Origin of the sequence: Funiculus sociatus GB2-C1 (genome assembly GCF_039962115.1) — a bacterium.
Lineage (GTDB): Bacteria > Cyanobacteriota > Cyanobacteriia > Cyanobacteriales > FACHB-T130 > Funiculus > Funiculus sociatus.
Genome location: NZ_JAMPKJ010000001.1, coordinates 82622 through 97153, shown reverse-complemented (window position 1 = coordinate 97153; position 14532 = coordinate 82622). Strand labels below are relative to the sequence as shown.

General features: G+C 45.5%; 16 protein-coding genes and 1 tRNA gene. 8 read left to right on the top strand and 9 right to left on the bottom strand.

All coding sequences use genetic code 11. The features are described from left to right. Positions 1–98: 98 nt before the first annotated feature. Positions 99–1058 (top strand): threo-3-hydroxy-L-aspartate ammonia-lyase, encoded by a 960-nt coding sequence (locus tag NDI42_RS00525; protein ID WP_190454415.1) that lies wholly within the window; start codon positions 99–101, stop codon positions 1056–1058. An 18-nt stretch (positions 1059–1076) separates the two neighbouring features. Further along, a complete protein-coding gene (locus NDI42_RS00520) occupies positions 1077–1781 on the top strand; it encodes a Crp/Fnr family transcriptional regulator (RefSeq protein WP_190454045.1) in 705 nt (234 codons plus the stop codon). 12 nt (positions 1782–1793) lie between these two features. Here NDI42_RS00520 and NDI42_RS00515 read toward each other — a convergent pair. Further along, positions 1794–1866 (bottom strand) — tRNA-Ala (locus NDI42_RS00515). 171 nt (positions 1867–2037) lie between these two features. On the opposite strand from NDI42_RS00515, the gene trhO reads away from it, so the two are divergent. Both trhO and NDI42_RS00505 read left to right on the top strand, forming a co-directional pair. Next, positions 2038–2862 carry an oxygen-dependent tRNA uridine(34) hydroxylase TrhO gene (gene trhO / locus NDI42_RS00510; RefSeq protein WP_190454042.1) on the top strand — a complete coding sequence of 275 codons (825 nt, stop codon included), beginning with the start codon at positions 2038–2040 and terminating at the stop codon, positions 2860–2862. After that, entirely contained in the window at positions 2832–4466 is a 1635-nt protein-coding gene (locus NDI42_RS00505) for an adenylate/guanylate cyclase domain-containing protein (protein ID WP_242017592.1), read from the top strand. The genes trhO and NDI42_RS00505 overlap by 31 nt, the downstream gene beginning before the upstream one ends. Positions 4467–4697: 231 nt before the next feature. Here NDI42_RS00505 and NDI42_RS00500 read toward each other — a convergent pair whose 3' ends face one another. Further along, positions 4698–5474, bottom strand: a complete 777-nt coding sequence (locus tag NDI42_RS00500) for an EcsC family protein (protein WP_190454036.1) — start codon at positions 5472–5474, stop codon at positions 4698–4700. Between the two features lie 136 nt (positions 5475–5610). On the opposite strand from NDI42_RS00500, the gene NDI42_RS00495 reads away from it, so the two are divergent. Next, on the top strand, positions 5611–5751 hold the full coding sequence (locus NDI42_RS00495; protein ID WP_190454033.1) for a hypothetical protein: 141 nt from the start codon (positions 5611–5613) through the stop codon (positions 5749–5751). A gap of 33 nt (positions 5752–5784) precedes the next feature. Here NDI42_RS00495 and NDI42_RS00490 read toward each other — a convergent pair whose 3' ends face one another. The 3 genes from NDI42_RS00490 to NDI42_RS00480 all read right to left on the bottom strand — a co-directional run bounded on the left by NDI42_RS00490 (position 5785) and on the right by NDI42_RS00480 (position 6765). Further along, positions 5785–6147, bottom strand: coding sequence for a hypothetical protein (locus NDI42_RS00490; RefSeq protein ID WP_190454409.1), 363 nt, complete (start codon positions 6145–6147; stop codon positions 5785–5787). A gap of 119 nt (positions 6148–6266) precedes the next feature. Further along, complete coding sequence (locus tag NDI42_RS00485; RefSeq protein WP_190454030.1) at positions 6267–6497, bottom strand: hypothetical protein; 231 nt, start codon at positions 6495–6497, stop codon at positions 6267–6269. After that, entirely contained in the window at positions 6475–6765 is a 291-nt protein-coding gene (locus NDI42_RS00480) for a BrnT family toxin (RefSeq protein WP_190454024.1), read from the bottom strand. The genes NDI42_RS00485 and NDI42_RS00480 overlap by 23 nt, the downstream gene beginning before the upstream one ends. Positions 6766–6967: 202 nt before the next feature. On the opposite strand from NDI42_RS00480, the gene NDI42_RS00475 reads away from it, so the two are divergent. Continuing rightward, the gene (locus NDI42_RS00475; RefSeq protein ID WP_190454021.1) at positions 6968–8419 is read left to right on the top strand and encodes a pentapeptide repeat-containing protein; all 1452 of its coding nucleotides are present in this window, start codon (positions 6968–6970) and stop codon (positions 8417–8419) included. A gap of 187 nt (positions 8420–8606) precedes the next feature. Here NDI42_RS00475 and NDI42_RS00470 read toward each other — a convergent pair whose 3' ends face one another. From NDI42_RS00470 to NDI42_RS00455, 4 genes are all read right to left on the bottom strand, one after another. Further along, entirely contained in the window at positions 8607–9347 is a 741-nt protein-coding gene (locus NDI42_RS00470) for an alternative oxidase (RefSeq protein ID WP_190454016.1), read from the bottom strand. Positions 9348–9701: 354 nt separating this feature from the next. After that, the gene (locus NDI42_RS00465) at positions 9702–10187 is read right to left on the bottom strand and encodes a hypothetical protein (RefSeq protein WP_190454013.1); all 486 of its coding nucleotides are present in this window, start codon (positions 10185–10187) and stop codon (positions 9702–9704) included. A 67-nt stretch (positions 10188–10254) separates the two neighbouring features. Next, positions 10255–10602 carry a cupin domain-containing protein gene (locus NDI42_RS00460; RefSeq protein WP_190454007.1) on the bottom strand — a complete coding sequence of 116 codons (348 nt, stop codon included), beginning with the start codon at positions 10600–10602 and terminating at the stop codon, positions 10255–10257. 149 nt (positions 10603–10751) lie between these two features. Continuing rightward, positions 10752–11531, bottom strand: a complete 780-nt coding sequence (locus tag NDI42_RS00455) for a class I SAM-dependent methyltransferase (RefSeq protein WP_190454004.1) — start codon at positions 11529–11531, stop codon at positions 10752–10754. A 342-nt stretch (positions 11532–11873) separates the two neighbouring features. Here NDI42_RS00455 and NDI42_RS00450 point away from each other — a divergent pair, with 342 nt between their 5' ends. Together NDI42_RS00450 and NDI42_RS00445 are read left to right on the top strand one after the other, a co-directional pair. Next, positions 11874–12449, top strand: coding sequence for a hypothetical protein (locus NDI42_RS00450; protein WP_242017590.1), 576 nt, complete (start codon positions 11874–11876; stop codon positions 12447–12449). Between the two features lie 51 nt (positions 12450–12500). After that, positions 12501–14513, top strand: a complete 2013-nt coding sequence (locus tag NDI42_RS00445; protein ID WP_190454001.1) for a glycoside hydrolase family 10-like protein — start codon at positions 12501–12503, stop codon at positions 14511–14513. The last annotated feature ends 19 nt before the right edge of the window (positions 14514–14532 follow it).

Below are 14532 nucleotides of genomic sequence, written 5' to 3'. Positions count from 1 at the left end.
AACTTTATAATTTTTACTCAGGAATGCCAACCAAGGATGCGATCGCGATCGCATCCTTGGCTGACAAGGAACCCCCAATTACCAATCCAAAATCCAAAATGGTATTATCCGTTACCATCGCCGAGGTGGAAGCTGCTGCGGTGCGCCTTAGCGGTATTGCCCACCGTACACCTGTGTTAACCTCAAAAACTGTCAATCAGCGCACCAACTCTCAGGTGTTCTTCAAGTGCGAGAATTTTCAACGCACAGGTTCGTTTAAGTTTCGGGGTGCGTACAATGCAATGGCGCAGTTATCAAAAGCACAAAAGCAAAGCGGCGTTTTGACGTATTCATCGGGAAATCATGCCCAAGCGATCGCGCTTGCTGGACAACTGCTAGGCATTCGCACTACTATCATCATGCCTGATGATGCACCAGCAGTGAAGCAAGCCGCAACTCGCGGTTATGGTGCTGAGGTAATTTTGTACAATCGTCAGGAAACGACGCGGGAAGCTTTGGCGAAAGATATGGTCAGCGATCGCCATCTCACCCTAATTCCCCCCTACGATCATCCTCATGTGATAGCAGGACAAGGAACAACAGCTTTAGAACTAATTCAGGAAGTTGGAAAATTAGACTTAGTGTTAGTTTGTTGCGGTGGCGGTGGTTTATTATCCGGCTGCGCGATCGCTACCAAAGCTTTTTCACCCAATTGTCGAGTCATCGGCGTAGAACCCGAACGCGCCGACGATGCTACCCGCTCGTTTCACACCAAAACGCTGCATACTGTTACCAATCCTGACACCATCGCCGATGGCGCACGCACACCCTGTTTAGGGAAAATTACCTTTCCGCTGGTGTTGCATTATGTTGATGATATGGTGACAGTATCTGAAGAAGCCATCCGCAGCACCATGTTTTTCTTGTGGCTCCGCTTAAAGATTGTCGTAGAACCCACAGGCGCTTTAGCAGCAGCTGCTTTACTTTCAGGAGTTGTTACAGATGCAAAGATTGGTGTCATCATCACTGGGGGAAATGTGGATATGACACAAATTGGTAACATTTTCCTAGCCCGCTAAAAGTAACATTAAGAGATAATGCAGGCAACAGTCGAGCAACTTTCTGAGATTCGGGTTTTTGTGGATCTAACTCCTGCGGAATTAGAACATTTACAACCTTACACCCAAGTACAGAAATACAGCAAAGGGGAGATAGTCTTACATGAAGGCGATCGCTTACCTCCTAAACTATACGCCCTGCTGGGTGGCTCTTTGCAAATCACCAAAACTGCAACAACAGGCAAAGAAACGATTCTGCGTACCCTACCACCGGGGGAAATTTTCGCCGCACCCGCCTTATTGGGTGATGGAATTTCTCCGGCGATGGTGACAGCTGAACTTGATTCAATAATTCTTACAGTACAACGAGATGCCCTCTTAGAAGCAATTAGGCAAACCCCAGAAATTTCCCTGCGAATGCTGATGGTTTTCAATTCTCGATTGCAACAACTCCATGACACAGTGCATGGATTGGTTTCTGAAAGGGCAATTGTACGCTTAGCGCGGTTTATTCAGTATTTTGCATCTCAAGGAACCGAACCAACCCCCACTGGCGCATCTTTGAAGGTGAAGCTTTCCTATTATCAAATAGCGCGGAGTATTGGCATCACTTACGAGGAGTGCGTGCGAATGTTCAAGAGTTTGAAGTCGGTTGTGGCTTACAGTCGCGGTGGTAAGATTACAGTGTTGGATGCTGAAAAATTAGAAGCGATCGCTTCCGGCACCTCAGAACTCCATGCTTGAGAGAGTGCGAAATGGAGGTTAGCGGACTCGAACCGCTGACATCCTGCTTGCAAAGCAGGCGCTCTACCAACTGAGCTAAACCCCCGAAATTTCAGTAGGAACTAAACCCACTTTTGTTATAGTAGCTCATATCTTTCTATGAGTAAAGGGGGTAAAGGAAAAAATATCTAGACGCAAGCCATCGTAAAGCTTCCTTTGTTAGGTTAGATGGGAAACCAGAGGAAAATATTTCTACTCCTTCGGGTTGAGGGGGAAAATGAGCCAAGTTGTTGTAACTTTCTATAAATTCGTCAAGTTGCCGGACTTTGCCGAGAAGCGATATCCCTTGTTATTGCACTGCGAAGTACAGGGTATTAGAGGGACGATATTGCTTGCAGCAGAAGGCATTAACGGGACGATTGCAGGATCGCGTCAGGCAATTGACTCGGTGCTATCGTTTTTACGCTCCGATCCGCGTCTGGTTGACTTAGAGCATAAAGAGTCTTATGCCGATTCTCCACCATTTGACCGGATGAAGGTGCGGTTGAAGAAAGAAATTGTCACATTGGGATTGCCCCAAATCGATCCAAGCGATCGCGTCGGCACCTATGTCAGTCCGAAGGAGTGGAATGAGCTGATTTCAGATCCAGAAGTAACGATTATTGACACCCGCAACGATTATGAGGTGTCTATTGGTAGCTTTAAAGGAGCGCAAAATCCCAAAACTGCCTCATTCCGCCAATTTCCCCACTACGTTCGCAACGATCTCAATCCCAGCAAACACAAAAAGGTTGCCCTATTCTGCACTGGCGGCATTCGCTGTGAAAAAGCGACATCATTTATGATGGCTCAAGGGTTCCAAGAGGTCTATCACCTCAAGGGCGGCATTCTCAAGTATTTAGAGGAAATTCCACCAGAAGAAAGTTTGTGGGAAGGGGAATGTTTTGTCTTCGATCAACGTGTCGCTGTCCGTGAAGGTTTGGCAGCAGGAACCCACCAAATGTGCCGCAGTTGCGGGCATCCCATCTCGGAAGCTGATAAGACTTCACCTCATTATCAAGAGAATGTTTCTTGTCCCTACTGTTGCGATCGCCCAGTTTGACACAAGAGCGGTATTCAACAGCACCCCAATTTCCAAATCGACGAGGAAGTCAGATGTACGACTTGACGAGATTCACTTTAAGGGACATGGTGGAATGCGGGTTGGCTCTACGCCAGTTCGGCTTGGGGGCTGAAAGTATGGAAGAGGCGAGTAACAGAATTGTTAGGTATCTTTACGAAAATTTCTGTACTAAGTTAACTGGTGAGAAATCCTGCGCCCTCGTCCGTTTGTTCAAAACTCACCCTTATGAAGACTTAGAAGCCGAACTTGCCGAGTATGCCCGTAGTATGTTGGGCGAATATCCCCCTTTGCCTGCCATGAAGTGCATGACTCCACTGGCAACGGTAGGAGAACAAACGGAATGGAACTCAAGACACACATCCGTTGGACACAAGGCTATTCCACTGGCAAGCGAATCTGTAGTCGCTCAGATGCCGATGATCTCACAACTCATCAGACAGCTTGGCTTAGATATAAAAACAGTTATCAACCCTGACCCGAATCTTTTAGTAGAAATCGAGCAAAGGAAATACAACGTTTTCTATGTGCCTGAAGCGATTGGCAACCCCTATATTCCCGCCCAGGACTCTTTTGTGATTCCATTCGGAATCAAGTCTGTGTTGGGGTTTGGTGGTCTATTGCCTTCGGGCAATCTGTTTGCAATCATCATGTTCTTGAAAGTCCAGATTCCTCATAGCACGGCTCAGATGTTCAGCACTCTGGCGCTTAATGTAAAGACAGCACTGCTGCCCTTCGATCGAGGAGCTGTCTTCGCTCAAAAAGATGAATCTGCTCCAGCCTCTAGGCAAATATTCACAAGAAACACTGAGCGTGAGGTAGCGCAGCTTAAATCCCAGGTAGTGACTTTAACGCAGTTGCTAGATGTTTTTGAGAAATCGATCTTAGTACAATCCGATCGACTCGAACAAGCCATAGAGCAACTGGCGGACTCCGCGCAAAAGTCAGAAGAGTTATTGCTCAATATTTTGCCAGAGGCAATCGCCAAGCAGCTCAAACAAAATCCAGCTGCGATCGCTGAACAATTCAACGAGGTGACAATTATGTTTGCCGATCTTGTTGGGTTTACGCCCCTATCGGCTCGCTTAAAACCGATTGAGCTGGTTAACTTACTCAATCAGATTTTTTGCACTTTCGACGCACTGGCTCAACAGTTGGGATTAGAAAAAATCAAGACGATTGGCGATGCCTACATGGTAGCCGCTGGGCTACCACTTCCGAGAGCCGATCATGCCGAAGCGATCGCAGATATGGCACTGGCAATGCAAGCTGCGATCGAGCGCTTGCGAACCGAAGGAGGTGTGAACGTTCAAATCCGCATTGGTATTAATACAGGCATTGTTATCGCTGGAGTCATTGGCACGAAGAAATTTATCTATGACTTGTGGGGAGATGCTGTCAATATTGCTTCGCGCATGGAGTCTTCCGGTCAAGCAGGAAGCATTCAGGTGACGGAAGCCACCTATGAGCGACTCAAGGATAAGTATGTGTTCCAAAAACGAGGCGCTATCAAAGTCAAAGGGAAGGGAGAAATGGTGACATATTGGCTCGTTGGCTCCTTTGCAAATACAAGAATTGGGGCTTAGTGAGAGCAAAGGTTATTGCCCGTAAGAGTGGGAGAGTTAGTTTATTCTGCACTGGCGGCATTCGCTAGGAACTCACCAAATGTGTCCCAGTTGCGGTCATGCCATCTCGGAAGCTGAAAAAACTTCCCCTCATTATCAACAAGACATTTCCTGTCCCTATTGTTGCGATCGCCTCACGCAAGAGAAATGAGTACGATAGGAAGCAACAACATCACTGCTAGGATTGGCTGCTTAGCCTGTCGTCGTGACACCTGCGCTACTTGCAGCAGAATTTTTCTTTGCTTCATAGAAGCGGCTGGCAACATATCCTAGAGTGTAAATCAAACTAGCGTTACTCGACGCTCCAACCACAGCACCGATTACAGGCAGGATTTCTACAAAACTCAGCCCGCCTTTGAGGACTCCAGAACTTCCCACAGACAAACCGAAAATTACCAAGACTTCGCCCCGGCGTGTGGGATCTTTTAGCGGAAATCCGTATGCCGCAGCAATGCGATAGATCATCTCAGATTGCAGTGCTGCGATCGCAGCTAGCTCGATCCCGAACAAAGCAAGCGCTAAAGGAGGCAAAAAGTTAGTAGCTAATCCAATTCCCCCCGCTTTCAGGGCAGTATCGACCATGATTCGGTGAGCCAGTTGCTCAGGTTTTTCTAGAGGATATTCTTGTCGCAGCTTGTCTACCTCATTCTGAGCCTTTTGGACATCAACCTGACCGAGGGCAGTCATTAACACATTAATGCCTGGTACTTTGGCAGCATATTTGATTAACGGATTTTCAGCGATAGGAGTAACGATTTTGCCTACCGTTTCCGTCCCCTGCTCCACGAATTGCACAGCCGCAGGTACCGCCGACTTGCTGACAGCAGTAGTAGTATTTGTAATCTCTTCTGCTGTAACCATTGCTACATTAGAACCCCACTTAGCCGCACAAGCAGCCATTTGAGTTGCTGTAGCGATCGCTTCACTCATTTGGTTTGTGGATGAACCTTCTCTGCTCTTTACTGGCATAGTTTCAGTTAATATTTTTACATCTTTTAATTAACTTACACTCTAGAAGTCCGAGGAATTATCTATCCTCTGATAGTAATTTGATACTCTTGGGAATGAGATAGAGCGATCGCTTTCCTTTAATGCAGAGGAGAAAATGCGATCGCGCGGGAGCCTTGTAGAAGAGGAAAAAGTGCGATCGCATTTATGGTTGCACAGGAGGGAAGATGCGATCGGTTATGCTCACCGTCCGACATCCGGCAATATTAGCAGCATCCTTTCGCATGATCGTAAATGAGGCGTCGTAGCGCGGATGGGATATACGTGCTGCTCATCCTTGACTCAATTTCTTGAGTTTTAGGTATGCTTTCGCCTTCGCCAGCCGAATTAAGTGTTCAAGGTACTGATACTGTTCCCAACTCTGTGCTTCAGCAAGCGTTAGACTTTGGGTGCGGTTGTTCTCTAGCAGGCTACTAATCTGAGCTTGCAGTGCTTCGGAGGGACGCAGGGCAATAATTTCTTCGGGTGTGGGAAGTGTTGCTAAAAATTCCAATATTTCGGCTACACCTGCAAAACCCGTTTGAGAACTTGCGTTAAACTCACGCAGTCCCAATTCCAAGATTTGTGGTAGTTTGTCTCCTAGCGAATTCAGTTGCGATACCAATTCTTCGGGGAGATCGAGCGTAATTTGCATCATTATCTCTCTGAGGCTTTGAGATAACTATAACAACCGTGGGTACTCCCTTTCAGTCGAGAGCTGGATAAAGTGCGATCGCGCTTATCGTTGCCCAAGAGGGAAGATGCGATCGCCATTTATTTTACCGTCTTTGGAATTGCAGATAATAAAGCACGGAGCGCATTATTTACTGCTTCTGATGTCTGGAAAACCTCAGCAATATCTGGATCTAGGATGATTGTTACAGCAGCTTTGTCTGTTTGAGTAGCAAAACGGTTAGGACGAGCTTTGCGATAGTCAAAGTCGTATTCTGGGAGCAGATCGTTATCTGTGTTGTCCGGAGATTCAGAAGCCTGTGAATTCTTCATAGTCTTTGCGTTCTTTCTTGGTTGCTAGACGTGCGCTGATGATGCGGATCACATTTGTTGCCTTCTGAGTAAAACAGATCAGCAACAGCCGATTATTTTGATCATGCCCAATAATGATTTCACGTTGCTCACCGACAGAGTGCAATTCATCATCAAAGATATAAGCAAGGGGGTCATCGAAGACTGTTTTTGCGACTTCAAAACTGACACTGTGCTTTTTGAGATTCAGGTTAGCTTTTTGGTCATCCCACTCAAATTGTAGATTCATGCACTAATGTAAGGCTAATTCAGAATCGAGCCGGAAGCAATGTTACACGTCACAACCTACTCTATGCAAGCTGTTCGCGATCGCTCTCAGGGACGTGCTCGCGTTTATTTTTGCACAAAAGGAGAGGTGTGATCGCGACGAGTGGCTAAACAAAGCGCTAAGTTATAGTGGGGTAATGGTGAAGCTGGTGGGTTCAAACTAAATGGCGAATGAGGAGCATCTTGAGATACTTAAGCAGGGAGTAGAAGTTTGGAATCGCTGGAGGAAAGAGAACCCTAATGTAAGTCCCGACCTTGGCTATGTTAGCTTCAGTGGCATTAATCTTGATGGATTTGACCTCAGCAAAACATGTCTTTGGTATTCTTCTTTCGGTGGTTCGTCACTTAGGGGAACCTTACTTACTTGGTCTTTTTTACAAAATAGTTACCTTCTTGGAATTGATCTAACTGGAGCTGACCTCCGTAGAGCATCTCTTCATGAAGCCAATCTTACTGTAGCTTGCCTTTATAGGGCAGACCTTAGAGGAGCATTTCTTACTCAAACTGATTTAAGTAGTGCAGACCTTAGAGAAGCTAATCTCTACCAAGCCCAAATTTCTAAGACACATCTTATTGCGACTAATCTTGAGGGTGCTAACCTGAGCGAAGCATTTTTAGCTTATAGTCATGGCTTAGCTGCAAATTTTAAGAGAGCTATATTAACTGGAGCTTGTATTGAAGCTTTAAACACTGATGACCGCACTAGCTTTGATGATGTAATTTGCGACTACGTTTATTTACGATATGACAAGCAAGAACGCCGCCCCCATAGCGGAAACTTTAAGCCTGGAGAGTTCACAAAATTATTCCAAAAAGCTAGAGTAACTGTTGACTTGATATTCCGTCACGGTATTGATTGGCAAGCATTCCTTGTTTCCTTTCAGCAATTACAGGTTGAAGCAGGGGATAAGGTTTTATCCATTCAAGCTATTGAGGACAAGAATGATGGTGCTTTTGTTATTCGTATTAGTGTTCCTCCTGAGCTAGATAAGGCAGAAATTGAGAACTTTTTCAAGCAGAAGTATCAACTTGCACTCAAAAACAAAGATGAACAATATCGAAAGTATCTGCGAGAACGGCTAAATGATAAAGATAGTGTGATAAATTGCTATAATGAACAGATAAAATTGATGCGTAAAGAAAACACAAATTTACTAGAATTTATTAAAATAATGGCTGAGCAAGAAAATTCTAAGATTAACAATACTTTCTATATCTCTGGTTCTCCAGGCAGTATTGCTAATCAAGGTAATTTAGGCAGTTCTGGAAATCAAAACTCTATTGGTAATACGGCTGGTGATGTTAAAGGCAACCAGGAAAGCATTCAAAACAATTACAACTATACTTTTGAACAAAAGCAAATATTAGCTGAGGCTGAGGCTGAGATTCAAGAACTCCTCAAGCAACAACGAACTCAAGGATATAGCCCAGAAGCTGCTCAACAGAAAGTCGCTAGTGACTTAGCAATCAAAGCCAATAATGATCCAGCCGTCAAGAGCAAGCTAGAGAAGTGGGGTCAGTATCTAGGTGATGCTGCTGTTAATGGTCTGATAGGTGAAGCAGTAGTGACTGTGGTGAAGTCAGCTTTGCAATTTTTAGGCTTACCAATTCCATAAGGCAAGGCGATCACGCTTATCGTTGCACAAGAGGGAAGATGCGATCGCCTTTGCGAATAGTAGTCTTGAGAATTGCAAATGTTTCGCTAATTATCGGCAACAGATAGCGAAAAACTCCCCTGATCAAGGGGAGCAAACTTGCGATACCAAACAATTTAACTGGTAGTAGAAATATTCTGGGTACTAACTACGACATTTCTACTGGCTCTTTTTCTGCCTGCTGTGCAATGTTAGCAGTATGCTCGTCAATGGCAGCTCTGATTGATTCTGGTAGAGGTAGTTTGTTGGCGCTGTGAGGACTCTGGAAAGTTTGTTGAGCGTTGGGTTGCTGACAAGCAATCATCGTTTTGACGTGTTCTAATTCGTCATCTCGGATAGCAAAAAACACATCATAGAGATTTTCGATGTGGGGACGACGTTGTTGGGGATCGCGCATAGTTTGAAATTCATCAAATAAATACAGGTCGCCGTTATGGTAGTAATCGATGGCTACTTCTGGGGCTGGCAAAGTTTTAAGTTCCTCGCCATGCTCTTTCAGAAAAGTGTCATAAGTGTGGTATGCGTGTTCTTCCACCTGTTGCATGAAGTTATAAGCAGACCGGGGAGACACCATATATACCAAGACAATAATCCAGTAGTAAACGAAGGCTCCCGTATGAGCAACAAAGCGATCAATCCAGTATTTATTACCACCAAGTGACTCGGCAATTAGCAGGTGATGTAATTCGTTCCAAGATTCGGCAAAGTGGACTTTTAACCAGTCAGCCTTACGCCACCAACCCATAGTTTCATATAGGTGCAGGACTGAGGTGTAGGCGAAGTAGGGAACGCGAGCAACTGTTTCTAAGACAAAAAATCGCGGATATACACGAGTGCGATAAAAAGTGTTCAACAGTGCTTCTAGAAAATTCACGAGGAGTCTGATCATTTTGGTATCCTCTTAATCTTTTTCAATGGAAATACTTGCATTTAGTATCGCCCTCCCTCTTCAGAAAGAACTAATCCTGAAATGGTACATTTTATACAGTAGAGGGCGATAGTAATTAGGCTTGCGATCGCATGGCACACCATCTCTAAAGAACATGGATTTATTAACCCCCCATTTCCTGCTCTTGGGCATGGCATTGCCATGCCCCTACAGAGCGCGAATGAATGTAAGTTATTGAATCCACGTTTTTAAGATTGTAGAGACTAGATTAATAGTGTCTCTATACTTTGCTTACGCAGATTGATGGTGAAAATGCTGCTGGAAAAGTACCAGTGCAACAATCCTCAACAAAAATTAGACAGCAACTAAACGAGACTGAGCCTCTTCACGGGCGGCGACAACTAGAACTAGACAAAGGGCTGCGATCGCTTGTTGCCATTCTTGACGCACTTGGGTATCTTCTACACCGTCAAACAACCCCACTAAGCGAGGAATTGAGGCTTCCAAAGCCGGACGCGGAACTGGACGATGCAGTTCCACCAAGCGCGTCAGACTTTCCTCCTGTTTAAGAAAATTAACAACCCATTTGGTAGTATGGTCAGGGCTATCTGGAACGCGCTTCAGTCCTAATTCGTTTTTCAGCCAATTATAAAAGGGCGGCAATTCATCGGCTAAAACGGCGGCAGCGGTGGGTAAAGTTTGTTGCAGCAACCCAATATTCAAACTGTCGAGTTTCTCCTTAAAATCAGGTGTGTTGAGTAACTCCGAAAACCGTAATGAAAGCAGTTTTTCTAGTTCGGCTTGGGAGAGATTGAGGTGTTCAGTAAAAGTGTTAAGCATGATTGTCTATTGGTTTGCTACTACAGATATTATGGTGTTTGAGAAGAGTTGGCAACTATGAGCTACCTCAGTTTTCATGTGAAGGATTTTCAGAAAGTGTTAGCAAAAACGCTAGATTTTCCTGAGCTTGTAAAGCATGGGGGGCATTAGCAGGCATAAAGACGAATACACCTGCTTGGAGGGGGATTTCTCTTTCTTCCAAAGTTAGAATTCCTCGTCCTTCGATAACCGTAACTGTGGCATTGCGAGTTGAGGTGTGTTCGGCAATCTCAGTTCCAGTTGCTAAACAAAAAAGCGTATGTTGACAGTTGTTGTCTTTTATCAGTACCTTGCTCAAAACTCCAGATTTTGGATACTCAATCTGCTCTCGAAGATTACTAACGAAAGATGTACTGTTTGTTGTTATAGAAGCCATAATTAACTTTCCACCTGAATAGTTGATTTGGTTAATGAACAAAGAATGGGGATTGGGGATTGGGGACTAGGGACTAGGGACTAGGGGCTGGGGACTAGGGACTAGGTAAGATTCTTCCCAATCCCCAATCCCCAGTCCCCAATCCCCAGCTACGCGATCGCGCACACAGCGATATATCCCAACTCTTGCTGGTATTGGCTGAAAACGCGACGCATTTCCAGAACTCGGCTGCGAATAGCAGGTTTAGTTAACACATTCCACAAAATACGTGCCGTATTCAGCAACCCTTCATCCCGCAACATTTGCCGCAGATTTAGCAATGCCATTGATCCAGTTTGATGTTGCTGTACCTCTAACCCAGCGGTGGAAAAAGCGGCTATCCAATTGGTTTCTGATAGAGGTGTGCTATTCATGCGAATTACCTGGGCTAAATCGCGGTGAATTTGTTCTTCGCGATCGCGTGCTAAAAGTTCATGAGAGAGAAATTTTCCTCCCGGCTTCAGGCGGTCGTGGATGGAACGCAGAATTTTAGCCTTCCCTGATGGAGATTGCATCGTCAGAATTGCTTCTGCTAAGACGTAATCAAACTTCTCAGATATTGCATCCAGGCGGAAAATATCGCCCTCAATGACCTCCACCTGACCCACCAAACCCGCCGCCGCAATGTTGGCACGCGCACGCGCCACACTGTCGGGGTTTTTCTCCACACCGACCACTCGCACGCCGTAGCGTTGGGCTAATGCGATCGCGCTGTAGCCAAAACTAGAAGCTAATTCTAGAACTGTCTCGCCTGCTTTGAAGTCAGCCCATTGAAACAGTTTCTCTGTAGCAACTCCTCCCCCCGGACGCAACATTTTCTTCCCAGCTGCTGCTAAAACTTGATGCCCCGGAGCCGTTTTAAAATTGAGGGTAGTAGTAGTATTGGTCATATCCTTGACCCTCCCGATTGCTGATATCTCCACTCTGACAGAGGTTCAAGAGTGCGAATATGAGCCAGCTCATATTTATACCACTAGAATCAATTTGCTGGTACCAGCTACTCTTACGAAACTCCCTCAATCCCCCCGTTTCAGCAGGGTGGTTTCATTTATTAAAAGAAAATTCTGTAACGTTAATTTTGGTTGGCGGTAGGGGCTTTTTGATTGCCATGCCCTACAAAATGTCACAATTTTCGATATTTTCTAAGGGTTGTATGAAACCACCCTGAACCAACCGGCTTGGGGAGCAGTTCTTTGAGAATTACCCAATGGGTACTCTAGCACTACCCGAAATTGGCTATCATCGCAGGAGAAAGAGTTTCAGGCACGATGATGAGCGAATTTGCGTTTACAGTTCCAGAAACAGTCACATTTGAGGAAGCGATCGCCCTCACCCAATCAATTCTCGACAAGATGCAAGCGGGTGAATTATCGCCAGACGCGATCGCCGCCGCAATCTCAGAATTAGTGAAAACTAAAAATGGTGCCAGAGGCTTTTTTGTCAACTATCTAACATCGGAAAGCACAATTGCAGACAATCCCAGTCAGGAAGTCGTGCAGGCATTGCAATCAAATCCAGACACAGTTTCCGAATTATTAGTGAAAAATCTGGCAATGTCTGCGACGATGGCAATTACCCATCGTCGCAATGATAATCAAGAGATGGCTGAGGGTTCGGATAGAGTGCGATCGCGTACTGCCCGTATCATAGAACTGGTTAAACTTCCCCAAGTGTACCAACAGGCTCAAAGCTTGCTGGAAAGTGCCATCACTGGCGAAGGCGAATACAAAGCTTTTTTAGCAAAATGGGGTTATGATGCCGAACAACGCCAAGTTATCTCGGAAGAATTGCAACAAATTTTGAACTAGCTAACAGCTAAGAAATCTTAAACAATTAGCAATTAGCAATTAGCAAAAACTATGGTTACATCCCCTCCTCAATTCTCTGATATTCAAGATCATTGGGCGCGTTTATTCATAGAAGCCCTCGCCAGACGTCGCATCATTAGCGGGTTTCCCAATGGCACTTTTCGCCCTAATCAATCAATGACCCGCGCTGAATTTGCTACTATCATTAGCAACGCCTTTGTGAGACCTGTAAAGCGAAAATATGTCCGCTTTGCCGATGTTCCATCTGGCTACTGGGCAGGGGCGGCAATTGTAAATGCTTACGAAAGAGGATTTATCAGCGGTTTTCCCGATAATACCTTTCGTCCGACAAACAGAATCTCCAAGGTAGAAGTTTTAGTTTCCCTAGCCAGTGGCTTAGAAGTTGCCGCCAATATAAAACCTCACCTCCAAACATCACTGTCACAAATATATTTAGATGCTGCTCAAATTCCGAACTATGCAACAGATGATATAGCCGTAGCTACCAGTGCGGGAATGGTAGTTAACTACCCGAATATAAAATTACTAAATCCCAATGGTGCAGCAACTCGCGCCGATGTTGCAGCTTTTATCTATCAAGCTTTAGTGTATCAAGATGAAGCTCCAGCAATTGCATCTCCCTATATCGTAGTTCCCCCAAAACCGGGAACTTTACCGCAAACAGTTAAAGTTAGTCATCAGCGAGAATTTCGGGGTGCGTGGGTAGCAACAGTCTGGAACAGTGACTGGCCCTCCAAACCGGGATTGCCCGTTGAACAACAGCAAGCCGAATTAAGAGCAATTCTAGACCGGATGCAAGCAATGAAGCTGAATGCTTTAATCTTGCAAGTACGACCGGAAGGGGATGCCTTTTATGCTTCGCAATTAGAGCCTTGGAGCTATTGGCTCTCAGGAGCGCCGGGAAAGGCACCAAACCCATTTTACGATCCTCTGGAGTATGCGATCGCCCAAAGCCACCAGCGCAACATTGAACTTCATGCTTGGTTCAACCCCTACCGCGCCAAAGTTAGCGCCAAGCTACCGCCAAACGTCCGCCCTCACATCTCTGTCACCAATCCCGAAGCCGTTTACCCCTGGGGAAATCAGCTGTGGATGGACCCCGGACTAAAAGTAGTTCAAGACAGAGCATACAACGTAATTCTCGACGTAGTGCGTCGCTACGACATAGATGGCGTCCATTTAGATGACTACTTCTATCCCTATCCCATCGAAGGCAAATCCTTCCCCGACAACAAAACCTACGCCGCATATCAGGGGAGTGGTGGCAAACTCTCCTTGGGCGACTGGCGGCGAGAAAATGTCAATCAAATGGTTCAACGCCTCTCCACAGGCATTAAAGCAGCAAAATCCCACGTCAAATTTGGCATTAGTCCCTTTGGCATTTACCGCCCCGGACAACCGGCGCAGATTAGAGGACTAGATGCCTACAGCGTACTTTATGCCGACTCAAAAAAATGGCTAGAACAAGGTTGGATAGATTATCTAGCCCCACAACTCTATTGGCGCACCGACCAAACCGCCCAGAGTTACCCCGTCTTACTCAAGTGGTGGACTGAGAACAACCCCAAAGACCGACACATTTATGCAGGTAACAATTTAGGACAGCTGGACGGAAAAGCTTGGACACTTGACGAGATTAAAAAGCAAGTTCAAATTACCCGCAACTTGAGTGATAACTTGTCACTGGGGAATATCTTCTTCAGTATGGAAGCTTTCACCCAAAATCGTCAGGGCATTTACGACAACTTCAAAACTTCAACTTATACCCAACCAGCACTCGTTCCTAATATGTCATGGCGGGACACAATACCACCAGCCCCCCCAGCCGGAGTAGCGGTGAAAGATGGCAAACTAACGTGGAATGCTGCCAATCCCGATATTCGTTCTTGGACGCTTTATAAACAGAATGGTTCTACCTGGACGCTACAAAGAATCCTTCCAGCAGGAACCACATTTGCCACTCTGGAACCAGGAAAATATGCCTTAAGCGCAGTGGACAAAATGGCAAATGAAAGTGGAGGAGTCCTCGTTTCCGTCACTTAAAAACTTGTAGTTTCTAGCT